Source organism: Cupriavidus sp. 22TCCZM01-5 (assembly GCF_057798915.1).
The window spans coordinates 35,192-55,501 of record NZ_JBYOJR010000006.1; the positions used below are offsets into that span (position 1 = coordinate 35,192).

At 68.2% G+C, this 20,310-nt stretch carries 22 protein-coding genes, 1 other RNA gene and 1 riboswitch; of the genes, 9 read left to right on the forward strand and 14 right to left on the reverse strand.

The window, feature by feature from the left end; all coding sequences use genetic code 11:
- Nucleotides 1–22: 22 nt before the first annotated feature.
- The 6 genes from AC3FNH_RS07800 to AC3FNH_RS07825 all read right to left on the reverse strand — a co-directional run bounded on the left by AC3FNH_RS07800 (nt 23) and on the right by AC3FNH_RS07825 (nt 3,431).
- Entirely contained in the window at nt 23–715 is a 693-nt protein-coding gene (locus tag AC3FNH_RS07800) for an SIMPL domain-containing protein (protein WP_488719637.1), read from the reverse strand.
- 83 nt (nt 716–798) lie between these two features.
- Complete coding sequence (locus AC3FNH_RS07805) at nt 799–1,611, reverse strand: sulfite exporter TauE/SafE family protein (RefSeq protein ID WP_276098312.1); 813 nt, start codon at nt 1,609–1,611, stop codon at nt 799–801.
- Nucleotides 1,612–1,676: 65 nt separating this feature from the next.
- Nucleotides 1,677–2,180, reverse strand: a complete 504-nt coding sequence (locus tag AC3FNH_RS07810; protein WP_488719638.1) for an EVE domain-containing protein — start codon at nt 2,178–2,180, stop codon at nt 1,677–1,679.
- Nucleotides 2,181–2,281: 101 nt separating this feature from the next.
- A non-coding RNA gene (gene ssrS, locus AC3FNH_RS07815) (6S RNA) lies at nt 2,282–2,499 on the reverse strand.
- Nucleotides 2,500–2,766: 267 nt separating this feature from the next.
- On the reverse strand, nt 2,767–3,108 hold the full coding sequence (locus tag AC3FNH_RS07820) for a cell division protein ZapA (RefSeq protein WP_276098310.1): 342 nt from the start codon (nt 3,106–3,108) through the stop codon (nt 2,767–2,769).
- On the reverse strand, nt 3,105–3,431 hold the full coding sequence (locus AC3FNH_RS07825) for a hypothetical protein (RefSeq protein ID WP_276098309.1): 327 nt from the start codon (nt 3,429–3,431) through the stop codon (nt 3,105–3,107). The genes AC3FNH_RS07820 and AC3FNH_RS07825 overlap by 4 nt, the downstream gene beginning before the upstream one ends.
- Nucleotides 3,432–3,628: 197 nt before the next feature.
- Nucleotides 3,629–3,882, forward strand: a riboswitch (cobalamin riboswitch).
- A 73-nt stretch (nt 3,883–3,955) separates the two neighbouring features.
- Between AC3FNH_RS07825 and AC3FNH_RS07830 the strand changes: the two genes are divergently transcribed.
- Genes AC3FNH_RS07830 through AC3FNH_RS07860 form a run of 7 tightly spaced genes read left to right on the forward strand, consistent with a single transcriptional unit; the run spans nt 3,956 to nt 10,829 of the window.
- Nucleotides 3,956–5,872 (forward strand): TonB-dependent receptor plug domain-containing protein, encoded by a 1,917-nt coding sequence (locus AC3FNH_RS07830; RefSeq protein WP_488719639.1) that lies wholly within the window; start codon nt 3,956–3,958, stop codon nt 5,870–5,872.
- Between the two features lie 18 nt (nt 5,873–5,890).
- Complete coding sequence (locus tag AC3FNH_RS07835; RefSeq protein WP_488719640.1) at nt 5,891–6,898, forward strand: FecCD family ABC transporter permease; 1,008 nt, start codon at nt 5,891–5,893, stop codon at nt 6,896–6,898.
- Complete coding sequence (locus AC3FNH_RS07840; protein WP_488719641.1) at nt 6,895–7,731, forward strand: ABC transporter ATP-binding protein; 837 nt, start codon at nt 6,895–6,897, stop codon at nt 7,729–7,731. The genes AC3FNH_RS07835 and AC3FNH_RS07840 overlap by 4 nt, the downstream gene beginning before the upstream one ends.
- Nucleotides 7,728–8,381 carry a cob(I)yrinic acid a,c-diamide adenosyltransferase gene (cobO, locus tag AC3FNH_RS07845; RefSeq protein ID WP_488719642.1) on the forward strand — a complete coding sequence of 218 codons (654 nt, stop codon included), beginning with the start codon at nt 7,728–7,730 and terminating at the stop codon, nt 8,379–8,381. Before AC3FNH_RS07840 ends, cobO begins: the two co-directional genes overlap by 4 nt.
- Nucleotides 8,382–8,427: 46 nt before the next feature.
- Complete coding sequence (gene cobT, locus AC3FNH_RS07850) at nt 8,428–9,468, forward strand: nicotinate-nucleotide--dimethylbenzimidazole phosphoribosyltransferase (RefSeq protein WP_488719643.1); 1,041 nt, start codon at nt 8,428–8,430, stop codon at nt 9,466–9,468.
- 9 nt (nt 9,469–9,477) lie between these two features.
- A complete protein-coding gene (locus AC3FNH_RS07855) occupies nt 9,478–10,254 on the forward strand; it encodes an adenosylcobinamide-GDP ribazoletransferase (protein WP_488719644.1) in 777 nt (258 codons plus the stop codon).
- Complete coding sequence (locus AC3FNH_RS07860; RefSeq protein ID WP_276098303.1) at nt 10,239–10,829, forward strand: histidine phosphatase family protein; 591 nt, start codon at nt 10,239–10,241, stop codon at nt 10,827–10,829. Before AC3FNH_RS07855 ends, AC3FNH_RS07860 begins: the two co-directional genes overlap by 16 nt.
- Here the strand turns inward: AC3FNH_RS07860 and AC3FNH_RS07865 are convergent, their stop codons facing one another.
- Genes AC3FNH_RS07865 through cobU form a run of 4 tightly spaced genes read right to left on the reverse strand, consistent with a single transcriptional unit; the run spans nt 10,830 to nt 14,432 of the window.
- Nucleotides 10,830–11,744 carry a cobalamin-binding protein gene (locus AC3FNH_RS07865; RefSeq protein ID WP_276098302.1) on the reverse strand — a complete coding sequence of 305 codons (915 nt, stop codon included), beginning with the start codon at nt 11,742–11,744 and terminating at the stop codon, nt 10,830–10,832. It abuts the gene before it with no gap.
- A 32-nt stretch (nt 11,745–11,776) separates the two neighbouring features.
- Nucleotides 11,777–12,799: a threonine-phosphate decarboxylase CobD gene (gene cobD / locus AC3FNH_RS07870; RefSeq protein ID WP_488719645.1), complete on the reverse strand. Its 1,023-nt coding sequence runs from the start codon at nt 12,797–12,799 to the stop codon at nt 11,777–11,779.
- Complete coding sequence (cbiB, locus tag AC3FNH_RS07875; protein WP_488719646.1) at nt 12,796–13,776, reverse strand: adenosylcobinamide-phosphate synthase CbiB; 981 nt, start codon at nt 13,774–13,776, stop codon at nt 12,796–12,798. Before cbiB ends, cobD begins: the two co-directional genes overlap by 4 nt.
- Nucleotides 13,773–14,432 carry a bifunctional adenosylcobinamide kinase/adenosylcobinamide-phosphate guanylyltransferase gene (gene cobU / locus AC3FNH_RS07880; RefSeq protein ID WP_276098299.1) on the reverse strand — a complete coding sequence of 220 codons (660 nt, stop codon included), beginning with the start codon at nt 14,430–14,432 and terminating at the stop codon, nt 13,773–13,775. The genes cbiB and cobU overlap by 4 nt, the downstream gene beginning before the upstream one ends.
- 122 nt (nt 14,433–14,554) lie before the next feature.
- On the opposite strand from cobU, the gene AC3FNH_RS07885 reads away from it, so the two are divergent.
- A complete protein-coding gene (locus AC3FNH_RS07885) occupies nt 14,555–16,015 on the forward strand; it encodes a cobyric acid synthase (protein WP_488719776.1) in 1,461 nt (486 codons plus the stop codon).
- Here AC3FNH_RS07885 and AC3FNH_RS07890 read toward each other — a convergent pair.
- Complete coding sequence (locus AC3FNH_RS07890) at nt 16,012–16,566, reverse strand: GNAT family N-acetyltransferase (RefSeq protein WP_488719647.1); 555 nt, start codon at nt 16,564–16,566, stop codon at nt 16,012–16,014. The two genes, AC3FNH_RS07885 and AC3FNH_RS07890, sit on opposite strands and share 4 nt — an antisense overlap.
- A 173-nt stretch (nt 16,567–16,739) precedes the next feature.
- Between AC3FNH_RS07890 and AC3FNH_RS07895 the strand changes: the two genes are divergently transcribed.
- The gene (locus AC3FNH_RS07895; RefSeq protein ID WP_488719648.1) at nt 16,740–17,942 is read left to right on the forward strand and encodes a PepSY-associated TM helix domain-containing protein; all 1,203 of its coding nucleotides are present in this window, start codon (nt 16,740–16,742) and stop codon (nt 17,940–17,942) included.
- A gap of 115 nt (nt 17,943–18,057) precedes the next feature.
- Here AC3FNH_RS07895 and panC read toward each other — a convergent pair whose 3' ends face one another.
- From panC to AC3FNH_RS07910, 3 genes are all read right to left on the reverse strand, one after another.
- Nucleotides 18,058–18,906 (reverse strand): pantoate--beta-alanine ligase, encoded by an 849-nt coding sequence (panC, locus tag AC3FNH_RS07900; RefSeq protein WP_276098296.1) that lies wholly within the window; start codon nt 18,904–18,906, stop codon nt 18,058–18,060.
- A gap of 150 nt (nt 18,907–19,056) precedes the next feature.
- Complete coding sequence (locus tag AC3FNH_RS07905) at nt 19,057–19,941, reverse strand: segregation and condensation protein A (RefSeq protein ID WP_488719649.1); 885 nt, start codon at nt 19,939–19,941, stop codon at nt 19,057–19,059.
- Nucleotides 19,942–19,975: 34 nt separating this feature from the next.
- Entirely contained in the window at nt 19,976–20,167 is a 192-nt protein-coding gene (locus tag AC3FNH_RS07910) for a DUF3460 family protein (RefSeq protein WP_276100802.1), read from the reverse strand.
- Nucleotides 20,168–20,310 lie beyond the last annotated feature (143 nt).

A 20,310-nucleotide genomic window follows, 5' to 3' on the forward strand; every position in this document is an offset into this window, starting at 1 on the left:
AGCGCGGCCGGCCGCCCGGGTTTTACTTCAGCATCTGCACCGAGCCATTCACCGACACGGTGACCTGCGTCTTGCCGCCCTCGACGGGTACCGGTGCCGCGGAGTCGGACATCATGGCCTTGGCAGCGCCATACATGCGCGGCATCGGCGGCACCATGCCGCTCTCGTTCACGTTCACTTCGCGGATCGTATAGCTGCTGTAGCCGAACAGCTTCGAGGCGGACTGCGCTTTTTCGCGGAATGCGCTCACGGCCTGCTCGGTCAGCTTGCCCTCGGCGGCCTGGCGCGCTTCGCGCGACAGCGAGAACGCAATGCCCTGTACCTGCATCTGGTTGGCCAGCTCACCGGCCAGCTTCGACACGGCGGCAAAATCACGCGACTGCAGGATGACTTCCGAGCGGCCGCGCCACGTACTGATGCGGCCGTTGCGGTCGGTACTCGGGCGGATCGTGAAGCCACCAGACTCCGCCTGCACACCCGGCGTGCGCTTGGCCTGGTTGATGACGGCCTGCGTGCGGGTCGAGAGCTGCGACGAGATCGCGCCCGGCTCCGCGCCTTCCTGCTCTGCCGCCAGTGTCAGGTGCACCACGTCGGTCGGCACTTCGGTCACGGCCTGTGCCGAGAGGGACAGCACGCCGGCCGGCGCCGGCAGGGTTTGCGCGGATGCGACCAGCGCCGAGGCGCCGAGCAGGGTGGCTGCAAGCAGTTGTTTCATCTTGTTCTCCCAGTCAAAGTGATGGGTATGAGACGCGAACTCCCCGCAATCGTTCCCGGTACGGCCGGCGCGCGGCGGTCCCGTCAGAATGCCCTCCAGGCCTTCCAGAACATGTAGCTGGCCAGGGATAGCAGTAACACCGCGAACGCCTTCCTGAGCTGCGCCACGTCCATGCGGTGCGCGGTGCGCGCACCCAGCGGCGCCGTCAGCACGCTGGCGATGGCAATCGCCAGCAGCGCCGGCAGGTAGATATAGCCGAGCGAGCCGACTGGCAGGCCCGGCTGCTGCCAGCCGCTCCAGATGTAGCCGAGCACACTGGCTACCGCAATCGGAAAGCCCAGTGCAGCCGAGGTGGCCACTGCATTGTGGATGGGCACATTGCACCAGGTCATGAACGGCACGGAAACAAAGGCACCGCCCGCGCCGACCAGGCTGGACAGGAAGCCGATCACCGATCCCGCGCCCACCATGCCCGGCACGCCCGGCAACTGGCGGCTTGGCTCGGGGCGCCGGCTGCGCAGCATCTGCAGCGCCGAGAAGCCGACGAAGCAGGCAAATGCCAGCGACAGCCAGCTTGTCTTGAGCGCGGCGAACACCTTGCCGCCGCCGATCATGCCGCCCAGCAGGATCCCCGGCGCCAGCGCGAGCACGATCGGCCAGCGCACCGCGCCGCGCTTGTGATGGGCCCGCACCGACGACAGCGAAGTGAACAGGATGGTCCCCATCGACGTGGCGATGGCCATGTGCACGATGGCCTCGCCGGCAAAGCCGAGGCTCGTGAACAGCAGCGTGAGGAAGGGCACCATCATCATGCCGCCGCCGACGCCGAGCAGGCCGGCGCAGAAACCGGTAAAGGCGCCCAGCGCGAGCAGGGCGGGAATCAGGGCAAGACTCATGGGAAAAGAAAAACGCAGCGTCGCTTGTGGTTGTGGATGCGTCTGCCGCTGTCGGGCAGCGCGAATCAGCCCATCAGCCGCGTGGTAATGAAGCGCCATTCGGCCGGCGTGACCGGCGTGATCGAGAGCCGGTTGCCGCGCCGTAGCACGACCATATCGGCCAGTTCCTCATGCGCGCGCAGTTCCGCCAGCGGGATCAGTGCGCTCTTGCGCACGAACTTCACGTCGACGAGCTGCCAGCGCGGTTCGTCTGCCCTGGATGCCGCGTCGTAGTAATGGCTCTTCGGATCGAACTGGGTCGGATCGGGGTAGGGCTGCGAGCAGACCTCGGCGATCCCGGCAATGCCAGGTTCCGGACAGGACGAGTGGTAGAACAGCACGCCGTCGCCGATGCGCATGATGTCGCGCATGAAATTGCGTGCCTGGTAGTTGCGCACGCCGGTCCACGGCAATGTCCCTTCCGTGGCAAGGGTATCGATACTGGCTTCGTCCGGCTCGGACTTCATCAGCCAGTACTGGCGGGCACGTGCGGGCGCTTTTTCCGTGCGGTTGTTTTCTGCGCGGCTCATGGCAGTCGGGTGCGGGTGTCTGCAATACGCGCTGCACGCGCGACGCGGCAGCGACCGGCAAGAAAAAAGGCGGTGGTCTGTGAAACCACCGCCTTTTTTGAGGGGTCCCCGCCTCGGCCGTTGGGTCGGCATCCTGAACCCAAGTGAGGTTCAGAGTGGCTGCGGAAGTCGTATTTCGGGTACATCACCCACTCAGGGAGTCCAAGCCAGGCCCGGACTATGAGTGCGGCGACGCGCTCGCCCATACGACATGATCCCGCACCATGCGATGCATATCGGTTCAAGGAGTTTATGACCCTCGCGAACCAGGCAGGGAAACTGTCAAACGTCTGACGCTCCGGACACCCCGACGTGACCAAAAACCGGACGCGCGGGCGGGATGTCAGACGTTTGCCGTTTCGAACTAGGATGGGATGAGAACGGCGGCCAGGCGCGATAACCCGGCCATTTTGCTGCACGTCTGTGGTGCCCCGTGCAGTCTGGCTACACTATACACCTCGATGTGTTGCATACCAAGTCCACCGCACCGCGTAGTTACATTTTGCAGAGCAGCGCGGCATCCAGCGCACATCGGTGCCGAGCGCGCTCAGTTCGGCTGCGCCTGCGTGCCGGTGCCAACATGCGCATATTGCCGCAAGGCCTCGTCGGCGCGCTCGTTGAGCTCGCGGATGCGCGCGCGGATGGCATCGACGGGGATCGCGCCGTCCGCCTGCTGCTTGCGCTGCAGGGCCAGCAGGTCGGACGCGATGGTGATCGCCGCCATCACCGCCACGCGCTCCACGCCCTTGGCCGAGGCGTTGTTGCGCAGCTTGTTCATCTGCGTGTCCACCAGGGCCACCGCCTCCAGCAGCGCGGCCTCGTTCTCGGGCGAGATCGCGAAGCGGTAGGGCTGGCCGGCGATATTCACTTCGACTTGCTTGTTGCTCATGCGTGTTCTCCCGAGGCCTTGTGCGCGGCGCGTTCCTGGGCCGAGGACCCGGTGTCCTCGCCGAGCAGGTCGAGCTGGCGCGAATCGCCCGCGGTGGGCAGCTTGTCCAGGATGGACTGGATGCGCAGTTGCGCTTCCTCGATCTTGATATTGAGCAGCTCGCGGTCGGCGGCCATCGCTTCGCGCTCGCCGCGCAACTGTGCGGCCTCGCCTTCCAGGCGCGCGATTTCGTCGCGCAGCCGCTGGTTCTCCGCCGCCAGGGTGTCCGCGTGATGGAGCACGCGGCCGATCTTGGCGGCCAGCTGTTCGAGTTCGTTAAGCATAGGGCCTGTCATGGTGAAGGGTGTCAGGTATCGCGATTCTAGCCGAAGCGTCGTCGCGCACAATGAAAGGCAAGGCGGATGTGACCGCCATGGCGCGCGGAAGTTGCAGGCTTCTGCGCCGAATTCGCCGTTTGCGCGCCATTTATGCGTCGTCAAGGGCGGTCCGGGGCCGCATTGACTCAGCTAGGGAAACTGCCTACACTCGCGCTCGTTCCAGGTGCTCGCCATCGTGCCCGCGGCAGGGTGGCAGTTCAACGGGAAACAGGGAGCCGCGGCCGACAGACAGCTCGGCCAGGCCAACCTGTGCTGCCCCCGCAACGGTAAGCGGCCGCGATGCCTGCCCACACACGGCATCGCAGGGCTGGCCCATCGCCACTGAACCTCAAGCGTTCGGGAAGGCGGCCAGCCTGGCGTCGCCAGCCCGGATACCGGCCTGAACGCGGGCTGCCGCCCCTGCGCGGCACGCCTCATCGCCATCTGGCCCGCGGGGGAACGGGTCTGGCTGTCCTATCCATTCCTGCATCATGCGTTCATCGCTTTACAGGTCGAACCGTCCGGCGCTGCCGACGGTGCGTCCGTCCGTGGCTGTCGTGCTGGCTGCCCTGTCTTCCCTTGCCCTGAATCCTGCCGTGGCCCAGACCGCCGGGACGCCGGGCGCGTCCCAGCCGGCCGCCGACGCCGCGCCCGCGCAACTCGCGCCGGTGGTGGTCACGTCGACCCGCACCGCGCAGCCGCTCACCGAGGCCCTGCCGCATACCACGGTTGTGACGCAGGAAGATATCGTCAACTCGCAGGCACCGGACCTGCGCACGCTGCTGCGCAACCAGGCCGGCGTGGAGCTGACCACCAATGGCGGCATGGGCACGAACACCTCGCTGTTCATGCGCGGCGCCAATTCCAACCAGACACTGATCCTGATCGACGGCGTGCGCGTGTCTTCGGTGAGCAGCGGCACGGCGCAGCTGGCCAATATCCTGCCCGACCAGATCGACCATATCGAAGTGGTGCGCGGCAACGTGTCGGCGCTGTACGGTTCGGACGCAATTGGCGGCGTGGTGCAGATCTTCACCAAGAGCGGTGCTGGCCAGGCACCGGCCGCGAACGCGCAGGTCGAATACGGCAGCAACAATACGCGCCAGGGCACGGTCGGCTACGGCGGCCAGATCGGCGACACCTCGTTCAACGTGACCGGCTCCGCGTTCAAGACCGACGGCTTCTCGTCGATCAACACGAAGCAGGCGCCGCGCGCCAACCCGAATGACAACCCGTACGAGAACCAGAGCGTATCGGCGCAGGTGAAGCACCAGTTCACGCCGAACTGGGACGCGGGCGTGGCCGGCTACTATTCGAAGAGCAAGCTGTCGTACGACAGCAGCTTCGGCCGGCCCACCGACGACAACCGCTCCAACAGCGAGCTGTACACCGTGTCGGCCTTCGTCAACGGCAAGGTGCTGCCGGACTGGGCCACGCACTTCAAGCTGGCGCAGAGCGAGGACCGCAGCGAGAACTTCCTGAATGGCGTGAACAACGGCACCTTCAACACGCGCAACCGCCAGTTCAACTGGCAGAACGAGTACGCGCTGGCACCGACACACACCTTGCTGTTCGGCACCGACTACCTGCAGCAGGAGCTGGATTCCAATTCGTACGTCGCGCCCTCGCGCAATGTCTTCTCGGTGTTCGGCGGCTATGATGGCCGCTTCGGCAAGCACCAGCTGCAACTCAACGGCCGCAACGACCACTACTCGGACTTCGGCAACCAGGGCAGCTTCTTTGCCGGCTATGGCTACAACCTGACCGAGGCTCTCAAGCTGATCGCCAGCGTCAGCAACGCCTTCCGCGCGCCGACTTTCAACGAGTTGTATTTCCCGGGCTTCGGCAATCCGAACCTGCAGCCAGAGCGCGCCAAGTCGGCCGAAGCCGGGGTGCAGTACAACACGCCGCAAGCCGGCCTGCTGCGCGTGACGGCCTTTGAAACGCGCTACAACGACCTGATCGTCACGGTGGCGCAGCCCAACGGCATGTTCCTGCCGAGCAACGTCAACAAGGCCAAGGTACAGGGCCTCGAGGCCTCCTGGCGCGCGACACTATGGAACACCGATGTCGGCGCCAGCGTCACGTTCCAGAACCCGGTCGACGAGCAGACCAACACCCAGCTCGTGCGCCGTGCGCGCCGCCATGCCGCATTCGACGTGGGCCGCAATTTCGGCAACTGGCGCTTCGGCGGCGAGTGGCTGCTGTCGTCGTCGCGCCTGGACGCGGGCTCGCGCACGCTGGGCGGATACGGTATCGTCAACCTCAACGCGCGCTACAACATCGACAAGCAATGGTTCGTCGCTGCCCGGGTGGAAAACCTGTTCGACAAGAACTACCAGCTTGCCTTCCCGTACAACACGCAGGGCAGGGCGGGCTACATCACGCTGGGCTGGCGCCAGAAGTGACGGGCCGGATGGCGCGCCATGTCTGACTTCCGGCGCGCCCTCGCGGTATGGCTGGCGCTCGCGGCCGCGGTCGTGGCGGTGTTCCTGCTGTCGCTGGCGCTGGGCAGCGTGCGCATGGATGCCGGCCAGCTCTGGCAGGCGCTGACCGGCGCCGACACCGGCACCGCCGGTGCCATCGTGCGCGACCTGCGCCTGCCGCGCGCGGCGGCAGCGTTCGCATGCGGCGGCTTGCTGGCCCTGTCCGGTGCGCTGATGCAGGTGCTGCTGCGCAATCCGCTGGCCGAACCGTATGTACTGGGCGTATCCGGCGGCGCCGCCACCGGCGCGCTTGGGGCGATGCTCATGATGCTGCCGCTATGGGCCGTGCAGGGCGGTGCGGCGGGCGGTGCGCTGCTGTCGATGGTGCTGGTTGCCACGCTGGCGCGGCGCGATCTGCTGCATCCGCAGGTACAGGGCGGACACCATGAGGCCGGGGCGCGCCTGTTGCTGACTGGCGTGATCCTGGCTTCAGGCTGGGGCGCGCTGATCACGCTGATCCTCGCGATTGCGCCCGAGGCCCGGCTGCGCGGCATGCTTTTCTGGCTCACGGGCGATCTGGGCGGTACGGCCGAATATGGTGCCGCGCTCGCCATGCTGCTGCTTGCCGTGCTGCTGGCCATGCCGATGGCGCGTTCGCTCAATGTGATGCTGCTCGGTGAAACCGTGGCGCAATCGCTGGGTGTGCGAGTCGGGCGCGTGCGCCTGGCCACGTTCCTGCTCGCTTCGCTGTCGATCGCCGTGGCCATCACGACCGCCGGCTCCATCGGCTTTGTCGGCCTGGTGGTGCCGCATCTCGTGCGCCTCGCCTGGGGCAACGACCAGCGCCTGCTGCTGCCGGCCTCGGCGCTGCTTGGCGGCGCGCTGCTCATGGCTGCCGACCTGATCGCCCGCACCGTGATCGCGCCCGCGCAGCTTCCGGCGGGTGTCATCACCGCGCTGCTGGGCGTGCCGACCTTCCTCTACCTGCTGCTGCGGAGGCCACGATGACGTCATGGTCAGCACCCGCGGCCGCATGCCCGACGCTGGCGCTCCGTGATGTGAGCCTGCGCACCGGCACGCGCGTACTGCTCGAGCGCCTGTCGCTGGAGATCGCGCCGGGCCAGCTCTGGTGCGTGGCCGGGCCCAACGGCGTGGGCAAGTCCACGCTGATGGCGGTGCTGTCCGGCCTGCGCCGCGCGGATGCCGGCGGCGCCAGCCTGGATGGCACGCCGCTCGAGCGCCTGTCGCCGGCCGCACTGGCCCGCCAGCGCGCCTATCTGCCGCAGGCGGTGCATGACACCTTCTCGATGTCCGTGCTGGATGCCGTGCGCGTCGGCCGCCATCCACACCTGTCCGGCTGGGGCTGGGCCGGCCGGGACGACGATGCCGTGGTGCGCGCCGCCATCCATGCGATGGATCTCGACACCCTGTCCGCACGCGATGTGCTGACGTTGTCCGGCGGCGAACGCCAGCGCGCGGCGCTGGCCGCCGTGCTGGCGCAGCAGGCGCCGCTGCTGCTCCTCGATGAACCGGTCTCGCACCTGGACTTGCGCCACCAGATCATGGTGCTCGAAGCGCTGGCGGCGCTGGCGCGCGCCGGCCGCCACGCCATCGTCGTGATCCTGCACGACCTGAACCTGGCCCGACGCTATGCCACCCATGCGCTGCTGATGGCCGAAAATGGCACCGCGCTGCATGGGCCGGCGCATCAGGTGCTGACACCCGAACAATGCTCGCATGCGCTGCGCACGCCGATCGTCAGCGTCACGGACGGTGTGCACACCGCGCTGATTCCAGATGGATCTCCCCGCCCGGCGGGGTCATCGCACGACGAACCATGAACGACAACACGAACGACAACACGACGGAACAGACCAGCGGCCAGGACGATGCCGGCCGCGATGCGCGCCACAAGGCACGCATGGTCCGCAAGAAGGAAGTGGTCGACGCGAAGATCGCCGCCGCGCAGGACGAGCGCGGCGTGATCGTGATCACCACCGGCAACGGCAAGGGCAAGTCCAGCTCGGGCTTCGGCATGGTGGTGCGCGCGCTGGGCCACGGCATGCGCACCGGCGTCGTGCAGTTCATCAAGGGCGCGCAGCCCACCGGCGAGGAAATGTTCCTGCGCCGCTTTCCCGACGAGTGCGCTTTCCACGTAATGGGCGAAGGCTATACCTGGGAAACGCAGGACCGCGCGCGCGACGTGGCCAAGGCCGAAGCGGCCTGGGAAGTGGCCCGCGGCATGCTGCGCGACCCGTCGATCGGACTCGTGCTGCTCGACGAACTCAACATTGCGCTCAAGCTGCACTATCTTGATGTGGAGCAGGTCGTCGCCGACCTGCGTGCGCGCCCGCCGATGCAGCACGTGGTCGTCACGGGCCGGGGGGCGCCACCGGCACTGGTGGAGGCGGCCGACACCGTGACCGACATGGTTCCTGTCAAGCACGCCTTCCAGCAGGGCATCAAGGCGCAGCGCGGCGTGGAGATGTAGCGGTACACTGCGGCCGGTCCGTTTTTACTCGTACTCATTGCGCATCATGATGTTCCCCGAAATCGCCCCTCTCGACGACGCGCTGCGTCCGGCCCTGCGGGCCGCCATCGACGACAAGACCAAGCCGCTCGGCGCGCTCGGCCGGCTGGAAGACCTTGCCATGCAGATCGGCCTGATCTGTGGCACCACGCAGCCCTCTCTCAAACGCCCCACCGTGATCGTTTTCGCGGGCGATCACGGCGTCGCTGACGCGGGCGTCAGCGCCTATCCGGCCGAAGTCACGGCGCAGATGGTGCTGAACTTCCTGAACGGCGGCGCGGCCATCAACGTGTTCTCGCGCCTGCATGGCATTGCACTCGAGGTCGTCGATGCCGGCGTGCGCGCGCCGTTGCCCGCGTCGCCGGGACTGGTCAACTGCCGGATCGCCGACGGCACGCAGAACTTTGCCGAAACGCGCGCCATGAGCGCGGAGCAAGCCAGCGCGGCGATGATGGCCGGCATGGCGCGCGTGCTGCGCGCCGCGCAGCAGGGCTGCAACGTGATCGGCTTCGGCGAGATGGGCATCGCCAACACCTCGTCGGCGGCCTGCCTGATGAGCCGGCTCACGGGTCTGCCGCTGGCCGACTGCATCGGCCGCGGCACGGGGCTCGACGATGCGGGACTCGCGCACAAGCGCGAGGTGCTCGAACGCGCGCTCGCACTGCACGCGGACGCCGTGGCGCCGCTCGATGTACTGGCCGCATTCGGCGGCTTCGAGATCGCGATGATGGCGGGCGCTTTCCTGGCCGCCGCGGCGAGCCGCATGGTGATCCTCGTCGACGGCTTCATTGCGTCGGCCGCGCTGCTGGTGGCGCAATGCATCGATGCCCGCGTGCTGCAGTACTGCGTGTTCTCGCACTGCTCGCACGAACGTGGCCACCGCGCGCTGCTCGATCATTTCAAGGCCGAGCCGCTGCTGGCGCTGGACCTGCGCCTGGGCGAGGGCACCGGCGCGGCGCTGGCCTGGCCGCTGCTGGCATCGGCCACGGCCTTCCTGAACGAGATGGCCACCTTCAGCGGTGCCGGTGTCAGCGGCGCCTCGGCCTGACCGCAACGCATGGCCGACGAACTGCGCTTCTTCCTGACCGCGCTGGGCTACTTCACCCGGCTGCCGCTGCCGCCGCCGCTGGCGCGCTGGGTCGGCTATGAGCCGCGTTACCTGAATGCGGCCGCGCGTTACTTTCCGTTCGTCGGCCTGCTGGTCGGTGCCGTGGCCGCGTTGGCCACGTGGGGCGCGCTGCAGTGGTGGCCGCCCGGCGTGGCGGTGCTGCTGGGCATGGCGGCCACCTTGCTGCTGACAGGCGCCTTCCATGAAGACGGGCTGGCCGATTGCGTGGATGCGTTTGGCGGTGCGTGGCGGCGCGAGGACGTGCTGCGCATCATGCACGATTCGCGCATCGGCGCCTTCGGCGCCATCGCGCTGGTCGTGGCGCTGCTGCTTAAATGGCAATTGCTTGTGGCGATCGGCGCGCGCAGCGGGTTGGCCGAGTTGCTGCTGGTGCTGGTCGCCGCGCATGGCGCCAGCCGCGCCATGGCCGTGAGCTACCTGGCCACGCTGGAATATGTGCGCGACGAAGGCAAGGCCAGGCCCGTGGCGCAGCGGCCTGGGGCGACGGGGCTGGCCTTTGCGCTGCTGTGCGGGGCCGCGCCGCTGGTGCTCGTGTCGCCGGCCTTTGCTGGCGTGACGCTGGCCGCGCTGGCGATCCTGCGCATATTGCTGGGCCGCTATTTCGTGCGCCGCATCGGCGGCTATACGGGCGACTGTCTCGGCATGGCCCAGCAACTGGCCGAACTGCTGATCTACCTGGTGGCCGCGGCATGGACGTGGTCCTGATCCGCCACGCGCGGCCCGATATCGGCCCCGGTATCTGCTATGGCCGCCTGGACCTGTGCCTGGCCGCGCCGGTTGCGCCGGCGCCAGCGGCCATCGTTGCGGCGCTGCCGACACCGCATCGCGTGCTGACGAGCCCACTGCGGCGCGCCGCGGACACGGCCCGGCTGCTGCTGCAGGCCTTGCCCGCGCACACGCTGGAGCCCGAGTTCGAGCCGCGCCTTGCCGAGATCGACTTCGGCGCGTGGGAAGGGCGCGCATGGGACGACATCGCGCGCGGCGAGCTCGACGCGCTCGCACAGGACCTGCTCGATGCCTGCCCGCACGGCGGCGAGACCGCGGCGCAGGTCATGGCGCGTGTGTCCGGCTGGGCAGAGTCGCTGGCTCAGCCGGCTTCGCCCGACGCCTGTCTGTGGGTAATCGGCCACGCGGGACCCATGCGCATGCTGGCCGCCCACTGGCTCGGCCTGCCGCTGGCGACGACGCTGGGTTGGGAGCTGGGCTTTGGCGCGAGCTGCCGGTTCCGTCTCGGCCACGGCATGCCGCAGCTCGCGTGGTGGAACCGCAGCGCGGGTTGATCAGCGCGCGGGCCGGCGGCTGCGCGCCGTGTCGAGGTCCTTGCAGATCTGCTCGGCGCCCTGCACCACGCGCGGGCCGGCGCGGTTGACGAGGTCGCCGTTGATCGTGAACAGATTGCCGCGTGCCACCGCCGTGACCTGCTTCCATTTCTCCCACATCGCAAAATCCGCCAGCGGCCGGTCCGATTGCGTGGCGCCCGCGCCTGCGGTCAGCATGACTTCCGGATTGCCGGCCACCACAGCCTCCACCGACACGGTGGGCACCAATGGCGATTCAGCGGCAAACAGGTTGCGGCCGCCGCACAGCGCAAGCAGGTCGCTGACCAGGTGCTGGCCATTGAGCGTCATCAGCGGCTGCTGCCAGACCTGGTAGAACACCGTGACGGGCGGCTTGCCCGCGTAGGTCTTGCGCAGCGTCGCCACGCGCTGGCGGAAATCGTCCGCGGCACGGCGGGCCACGGCTTCGGTGCCCAGCAATGTGCCGAGCTTTTCCAGGTTCTCGGGAATCGCATCGAGCCGGCGCGGCTCGCTGTAGAACAGCGGCAGCCCCAGTGCGCGCAGGCGGTCGGTCTGCTTCTGCGCATTGCCGTGGCGCCACACCACGATCAGGTCCGGCTTGAGCGCGGCAATGCGTTCGAGGTCCAGCGCCTTGTTGTCGCCGACGCGCGGAATATCACGCGCCTGCGGTGGGTAGTCGCTGTAGCTGACGGTGCCGACGATGCGCTCGCCGCCGCCCGCGGCGTAGATCAGCTCGGTCACGTGCGGGGCCAGCGACACCACGCGCCGGGCGGGCTGGGCGAGCGTGACAGTCTGGCCGGCGTCGTCGACGACGGAAATGGCGGCCATGGCCGGCGCGGCAGCGCAGAGCCATGCAGCGGCAGCAAGGTGGCGTATGAGGGCAGTACGATCGGACATCGGCTGGATGAGCGGGTTCGCAGTGGTGGCATTCAGCGGCGCATCACGGCAGCCAGCGCGGCTTCCAGGTGCTGCCATGCGTGCTGTGTGTCGGGCGGCAGGCCAAGGCGCAGGCCCGGCGGGCAGTCGCCGGCGGCATCGAAGCGGCGGGTCCAGACGCCATGCAGGGCCAGCGCATCGTGCAGTCGGGCCGCCTCTTCATGGGGCACCCAGCAGAACAGCGGTTGCATCACTGCCTGCAGGCCGTAGCGATGCAGCAGTGCCGACAGGCGCTCGCCCCATGCGGCCAGCCGGTCACGGTTGGCAGCCTGCCAGCCGGCATCGGCCAGTGCCGCGCGGGCGATCACGCGCGCCGGGCCCGATACGGTCCAGTGGCCCAGGCGCTCATGCAGCACATCGAGCAGCGCGCGCTCGCCGAGTACGAAGCCGCAGCGGACGCCGGCGAGCCCGTAGAACTTGCCAAGCGAGCGCAGCACTACGAGGCCTGGTGCGCCGGTGTGAGCCGCGATGGAGTGTCCCGGCGTGCAGTCGATGAAGGCTTCGTCGACGACCAGGGTGCCGGTGCGCCGGGCGAGGGTCGCGTGCCAGCCAAGCAGCGTTTTTGCTGGGAGCAGGCGGCCGGTCGGATTGTTCGGATTGACCACGACCAGGTGGTCCAGGCCATCAGCCAGCGAAGGCTGCGCAAAATCCGCTTCGCCGAGCAGCACGACTTCATGGCCGGCAGCGGCGAACGCAGGGGCGTACTCGCTGTATCCGAGCGCGGCCACGCCGACGCGTCCGCGCGCGAGCTGTTGCGGCAACGTGCGGATTGCGGCCTGCGAGCCGGCGACCGGCAGCGCCTGCCGAGCGCCGAACGCGCGTGCGGCGATGTCCGCGAGACCGTCGTCGTCCTCGGGCAGGCGCTGCCAGGCCTCGGCCGGAATCGGGGGAACCGGATAGCCCGACGGATTGATGCCGGTGGACAGGTCCAGCCATCCGGCGGCGGGCCGTCCGTAGCGGCGCACGGCTGCCTGCAGGTCGCCGCCGTGGCGGATGGGAGCCAGTGCGGGCCTCATCGGGATAGCAGGGGGGAAAACGCGTACAGGGCCGCTGCGCTCGCCAGGGCCAGCGCGAGCCATAGCCACAACGTGCGCCGCACCAGCCGCAGGCAGGCCAGCACATGGCCGGCGTCAGGCCGGGCGCCGGTGCCCAGCGGCGGACGTGCCTCGAGTTCACCGTGGTAGCGGGCCGGACCGCCCAGCGCCACGCCTATCGCACCGGCGCCGGCGGCCATTACCGGGCCCGCGTTGGGGCTGGACCAGGCCGGCGCCTGCGTCCGCCAGCACCGCAGGGCTTGCGCGGTGGTGCCGAGCAGCGCATAGGACAGCGCCGTCAGCCGCGCGGGCGCGAGGTTGAGAACATCGTCAAGCCGCGCGGCAGCCCAGCCGAAATATCGCAGGCGCGGCGTGCGGTAGCCCCACATCGCATCGAGTGTATTTGCCAGCCGGAACGCGATCACCGCGGGCGCGCCGCCCACGAGGAACCAGAACAGCGCGCCGAAGATCGCGTCGTTGCCATTCTCCAGCGCCGATTCGCATGCGGCGCGCGCCAGCGCTTCACTGTCGGCATCGGCCGTGTCGCGTGACACGACGCGAGCGGTCAGTGCGCGTGCCGCGCCAAGGTCGGCACGTGCCAGCGCCTCGGCGATCGGCGCGATGTGCTGGTACAGGCTGCGCGCGCCCAGCGCCGCGTAGAGCGCGACGACGTGCACCATCCAGCCGAGCCACGGATGCCACCCGGTTGCCGCGTCGGCCAGCAGCGAGACCAGCGCCGCCGGCACCAGCACCATCAACGACCACGCGGCAATGCCCGCGATTCGCTGGCGCCAGGCGGGCGTGGTCTGTGGAGATCGATTGAAGCGGTGTTCCAGCGCATTGGCGAGACGGCCGAAGCCGGCCAGCGGATGCCAGCGCCTGGGCTCGCCCAGCCACTGGTCCAGCAGCACGCCCGCCAGCGCCGCGGCCGCGCAAGCTGGCCAGGACAACGTGATCATGCCGGGTCAGGGCCTTTGACGGGAACAGGAATGCCGGCGACCAGCAGCCGCACGCAGTCGGCGGCCGCAGCCAGCTTCTGGTTCAGGCGGCCGAGTTCATCGACATAGAAACGGGTGATCGCGCCCATCGGCACCACGCCGAAGCCGATCTCGTTCGATACCAGGATCACGTGGCCGGGCAGCGTGGGCAGGGCGTTGAGCAGCGCTTCGATTTCTTCGGTGAAGACGTCCGGCGGCGTGATCACGCCATGCTCGGGATACGCGCGGTCTTTCGGGAACAGCAGGTTGTTGAGCCACAGCGTGACGCAATCCACCAGGATGCAGCCGTCATGGCGTGCATGCGCGTAAAGCGTATCGGCCAGGCGGATCGGTTCTTCAACCAGCTGCCAGTCGGCCGGCCGGCGTGCGCGGTGCAGTGCGATGCGCAGCTCCAGCTCTTCGTCGGTCTGGTCCGGGTCCTGGCGCGCAGTGGCAACGTAGGTGACCGGCCCGCCCTTGATGGTGGCATGGTCGGTCGCCAGCTGCTCGGCGTAATGGCTCTTGCCCGAGCGTGCGCCGCCGAGCACCAGCGTGAGCTGGCGCGGGCCATGGCCGTTCGCGGCTCGGCGGGGCTCGGCGGCCGTGGCGGACGCGGTATCGGTGGCCGGTGTTTCCATCCGGGTATTGTAGCGGTCGCATCCGGTCGTCGCACGGACCGATGAGATAATCGGCCGCTATGCAATGTGATGCTTCTGAAACTAGGGACAACGGCGACATGGGTACCTTGCGCGGCACGCTGATGGTCCAGGGCACGACTTCCGACGCCGGCAAGAGCACGATCGTCGCGGGCCTGTGCCGCGTGCTGGCCCGCGCCGGCACGCGCGTGGTGCCATTCAAGCCGCAGAACATGGCGCTGAACAGCGCCGTGACGGCCGACGGCGGCGAGATCGGCCGCGCCCAGGCGCTGCAGGCGCTGGCCGCCGGGCTGGCGCCGCATACCGACATGAACCCGGTGCTGCTCAAGCCCAGCAGCGACACCGGCGCGCAGATCATCATCCACGGCCAGGCCCGGCTCGACCTCGACGCGCGTGCCTATCACGCCTACAAGCCCGAGGCCATGAAGGCGGTGCTGGCCTCGCACACGCGGCTGGCGCAGGCCTATGACGTGGTCGTGGTGGAGGGCGCCGGCAGCCCCGCCGAAATCAACCTGCGCGACCGCGACATCGCCAACATGGGGTTTGCCGAGCGCGTCGATTGCCCGGTCGTGCTGGTGGCCGACATCGACCGCGGCGGTGTCTTCGCGCACCTCGTGGGCACGCTGGATTGCCTGTCGGACAGCGAGCGCGCGCGCGTCACCGGCTTCATCGTCAACCGCTTCCGCGGCGATATCCGCCTGCTCGAGCCGGGGCTGGACTGGCTGGAGGCGCGCACCGGCAAGCCGGTATTCGGCGTGCTGCCCTACTTGCACGGCCTGCATCTCGATGCGGAAGACGCCATCATCGGCACGCAGTCGGCCAAGCTCGGCGCGGCGGACACGCTGCTGCGCGTGATCGTGCCGGTGCTGCCGCGCATCTCGAACCATACCGATTTTGACGCGCTGCGCGCCCACCCGCAGGTGGACCTGCGCTTTATCGGGCCCGGCATGCCGGTGCCGCCGGCGGACCTCGTGATCCTGCCCGGCAGCAAGAGCGTGCGCGCCGACCTGGACTTCCTGCGTGCCAATGGCTGGGAGCCGGCGTTGCAGCGGCACCTGCGTTATGGCGGCAAGGTGATCGGCATCTGCGGCGGCATGCAGATGCTGGGCCGGCAGATCCACGATCCCGCCGGGCATGAAGGGCCGGCGGGCAGCAGCGCCGGCTTCGGCTGGCTCGACTACGAGACCACGCTCGCGCCGCACAAGCAGCTTCGCCGCGTCAGCGGCCGGCTGGCAGGCGCCGACGCGGCGGTCGCCGGCTACGAAATCCACATGGGCGTCAGCGCCGGTGCGGCGCTCGACAGCCCGGCGCTATGGCTGGAAGCGGGCGATGGCACCGCACGCCCCGATGGTGCCTGTTCCGAAGACGGCCAGGTGCTGGCGTCCTACGTGCACGGCCTGTTCGACGAGCCGGCGGCCTGCCAGGCGCTGTTGCGCTGGGCCGGGCTGGACGGGGCGCAAGGGATCGACATGGCGGCCCTGCGCGAGGCTTCGATCGAGCGGCTGGCCGACAGCGTCGCCAGCCATCTCGACCTGCGTGCCATGTTCGCGCCGCTGCGCCGCTAACGGGTTGTCGGCTGCAGCCGTGCGAGCAGCGCCGGGACGTCGTTCCAGGTCACCCGCCGGACCGCCACGATGATGTCCGTACCGGGAAACGGGTCCTCGAAGCTTTCGGATTCGTGGCTGTCCAGTCTGCGGTAGAACTCGCGCGCCTGGTCGTTGCCGTCGAGCACATACAGGAACAACGGGCGGCCCGGCCAGCCTGTGGCCACGCGCGCCGCGCAATGGGCCAGCAGGCGCTTGCCTAGCCCATGCCCGTGGAAGGCCGGCAGCACGTGCAGATTGTCCAGGTAGATGCCATGGGAAGGTTCCGCATTGGGCATCAGGCACGCGAAGCCAGCGGGCTCGCCATCGACTCGGACCAGCGTCACTTCGAGTGGCGCTTCGGCGCCATTGCACAAGCGCGCATGCCAGGCCGCACGGCGCTCTGCCGGTGCGGTATGTGCCAGGTATTCTTGCGGCAGCAAGCCGGCGTAAGTGCGGCGCCAGCTTTCAGCGTGCAGGGCCGCCACCAGGTTGGCGTCGGCGCAGGTGGCGGGCGTCAGGGCGACAGGCATGGATCGTGGCGGTCAGTGGCGGGGTGGGGCTTCATTCTGCCGCATCGGCACGCGGCCACCTGCCGGCATCCCGCCTCCTGTTAGAATTGCGAATCTTTCCCATTTGCATTGCTTGGCCCGTGGCATGCATCGTGCGCCATTTCCGCCGGCCTTCGCATTCCCTTCTGTCGCCCATGGTCACTGGCCGCCTTCGCGTCGTCATCGTCAAGCTGCACCTGTATATCGGCCTGGTTTTCGGCCTGTTGTTCGTCCTGATGGGGCTCACCGGCACCACCATTGCGTGGCGCGACGAGCTCGACGCGTGGCTGAACCCCGAGCTGCTTGTGGCATCGGCACCGGTGTCGATGCCGGTGTCGCCCGATACCGTGCAGGCGGTCACCGAGCGCCTGTCTGGTCCCGGCTACGGCAAGCCCAACCTGCTGATGCTGCCGGTCGACGAACATGGCGTCTTTGTCGCCTGGTACCCGATCAAGGGGCCTGACGGCGCCGTGCCGGGGCGTTCGCGCCAGGTGATGATCGACCCGGTCACGTTCGAGGTGAAGGGCGAGCGCGTGTGGGGCGAGCCCGGCCTGTCGCGCCGGCAACTGCTGCCGACGCTGTTCCACCTGCATCGATACCTGCTCAGCGGCGAGACCGGCAAGACCATCACCGGCGTGGGTGGCATGATGCTGCTTATCACCGTGCTGCTCGGCATCGTGGCATGGTGGCCGAAGCTGCGGCCGCGTTCGGTGCTGCAGGCGTTCCGCATCACGCATGGGGGATCGTGGTCGCGCTTCACCTATACGCTGCATCGCGCGGGCGGCATTTTTGCCGCGCCGGTGCTGGCGATCATCGCCTTCTCGGGCTGGTATCTAAACCTGCCGAAATGGGTCACGCCGATCGTGTCCAGCGTGATGACCGTGACGCCGCCGGCGAGGCACGTGTCGGCGCCGGTCGAGCCCGGCGCGCGGCCGCTGGGCGCGGCGCGGATGATGGCGGCCGCGCAGGCCGAATACCCGGATGCCGCCGTGACCCGTATCAGCTTCCCGCGCAAGGCGGGCGATGCCTATGAGGTGCGGCTGCGCCAGCCGGGCGAGGTGCGCAAGGACAGCGGCGCCACGCGCCTGTGGCTAGATGCCTATACCGGCCGGCGGCTCGGCGTGCGCGATCCCGCTGATGCGCCGGCGGGCGACACCTTCCTGAACTGGCTGTTCCCGCTGCATACCGGCGAGGCCTTCGGCGTGCCGGGCAGGGTGTTCATCACCGTATTCGGGCTGGCGCCGCTGATGTTTGCCATCACGGGCGTGCTGATCTGGTGGAAGCGCCGGCGCGGGCACCGGCGCCATGTGGTTAAGGCGAGCCAGCGGGGCGGGGGGATGCGTGGGCTTGAAGTGTGAGGGGTTTGGGGGGATGGCAGGCGCCCCAATCATCACCACAAGCCCCCCGCCGGCGACGCCGGCGAAACAGCGGCGCATGCCAAGCACGACAACCCAATCACCCCAAATCCGCCCCTCAAATCTCCAGATTGTCGATCAGCCGCGTAGCCCCCAGCTTAGCCGCCGTCAGCACCACCAGCGGTTCACCGGCGGCGAATTCCTCGCGCGTCGGCGCCTGCAGGTTGCTGCGCTTGCGGATGGCCACGTAGTCCGGCTTCCAGCCGCGCTGGGCCAGTGCGGCGCACGCGTTGGCCTCGACGGTCTGCAGTTGCGTGGCCGCGCGGTCGCTGCCCAGCACGGTGTCGCGCACATCGTGCAGCGTGCGGTAGAGCATGGGCGCCTCGGCGCGCTCGGCTTCGCTCAGATAGCGGTTGCGCGACGACAGCGCCAGGCCGTCGTCGGAACGCACGGTTTCCGCTGGCACGATCTCGATCGGCAGCGCGAACTGCTGGACCATGCGGCGCACGATCATCAACTGCTGGTAGTCCTTCTTGCCGAATACCGCCACGCGCGGCTGTGCGCACGTGAACAGCTTCATCACCACGGTGCAGACGCCCTTGAAGAAGCCCGGACGGAACTCGCCTTCGAGGATATCGCCAAGGTCGTGCGGAGGATCGATGCGGTACTCCTGCGGCTCCGGGTACATATCGCGCTCGGTCGGGGCGAACAGCACATACACCCCTTCGCTTTGCAGCTTCTCGATGTCGTCCTGCAAGGTGCGCGGATACTTGTCGAAATCCTCATTCGGGCCGAATTGCAGGCGGTTGACGAAGATCGAGGCCACCACCGGGTCCCCGTGCTGGCGTGCCAGGCGCATCAGCGACAGGTGGCCTTCGTGCAGGTTGCCCATGGTCGGGACGAACGCGACACGGTTTTGCCCGCGCAACTGGTCACGCAGCTCTTGGATGGAGGAAATGACTTTCATGAACTTGGTGTGCTGTCGTGGTATGGGTGACCCTGGCGCCTTCTGGCGGGCGCGCCGACATGCCCTGCCGGGCCTCGTGCGGCCTCTTCAAGGGTTGTCGGCGGATTGTAGAACATGTGGCTGCGCGGCGGGCTCGGCGCGGCGGGGAGGTCAGGTCGGGGTGTACGCCAATCGCACATAAATTGGCGCGAACGGCTCGGCCTGCGTGATCTCCACCAGCGATTCGCGCGACAGCTCCAGCATGGCGATGAAGTTCACGACCACCACGGGCACGCCCTTGCCGGAGCGGATGGCGTCGTCGAACAGCTCGGTGAATTCCATGAAGCGCGCGTGCTGCAGCCGGCGCAGGATCTGGCTCATATGCTCGCGCACCGACAGTTCTTCACGCGAGATCTTGTGGTGCTGGTTGAGCTTGGCCCGCTTGAGCACGTCGGCCCACGCTGCCTGCAGGTCGATCGTTTCCACGTCCGGGAAACGCGGCGCCAGGCTTTGCTCGATATAAACCTGCGAGCGCAGGAAGTCGCGGCCGAGCTGCGGCACGGTGTCCAGGCGCTGCGCGGCCAGCTTCATCTGCTCGTATTCGAGCAGGCGGCGCACCAGCTCGGCGCGCGGATCCTCGGCATCCTCGTCGCTGTCGGCCTTCTTGACCGGCAGCAGCATGCGCGACTTGATCTCGATGAGCATCGCCGCCATCAGCAGGTACTCGGCCGCCAGCTCCAGATTGGTCTTGCGGATCTGCTCGATGTACGAGAGGTACTGCCGGGTGACCTGCGACATCGGGATGTCCAGGACGTTGAAGTTCTGCTTGCGGATCAGGTACAGCAGCAGGTCCAGCGGGCCCTCGAACGCCTCCAGGAAGATCTCGAGTGCGTCGGGCGGGATGTAGAGGTCCTGCGGCAGCTTGAACAGCGGTTCGCCATACAGGCGCGCGAACGCCATGCCGTCAACCACATCGGCCGGGCCGCCCGGCTGCGCCGGCGGCGCGGCAGGCAGTTCCACGGCAAGCGGCAGCTTGTCCTGATCGCTCGGGTTCATGGATGGCGTGCGTTATCCGCCACTTCAGAGCGAATCAATTGTCCAGCGAGTAGACGTAGGGCTTTTGCGCCACACGCGAAGCCTGGGCGCGGGTGCGCTCGTCGAGGTCGATCGGTTCCTTGTCCCACAGCAGGGCGCGGCCTTCGCGCTGCTCGGTTTCGAGGGCGGGACGTTCCTGCTTCAGCGATTTCAGGAACTGGGTGATTTCCGATTCGTACATGGCCATGGTGGGATTCTGGTAATGCGCCGCGAGGCGGCAGAAGGTACGGTGCGGCAGGATTTTACAGTATTCGGCCCCTGCCACGGTCCGTTCCACGGTGCCGGAATGCCGCCAGGGCTCGCCGGCCGGCATGCTTATGGCGGTATGTG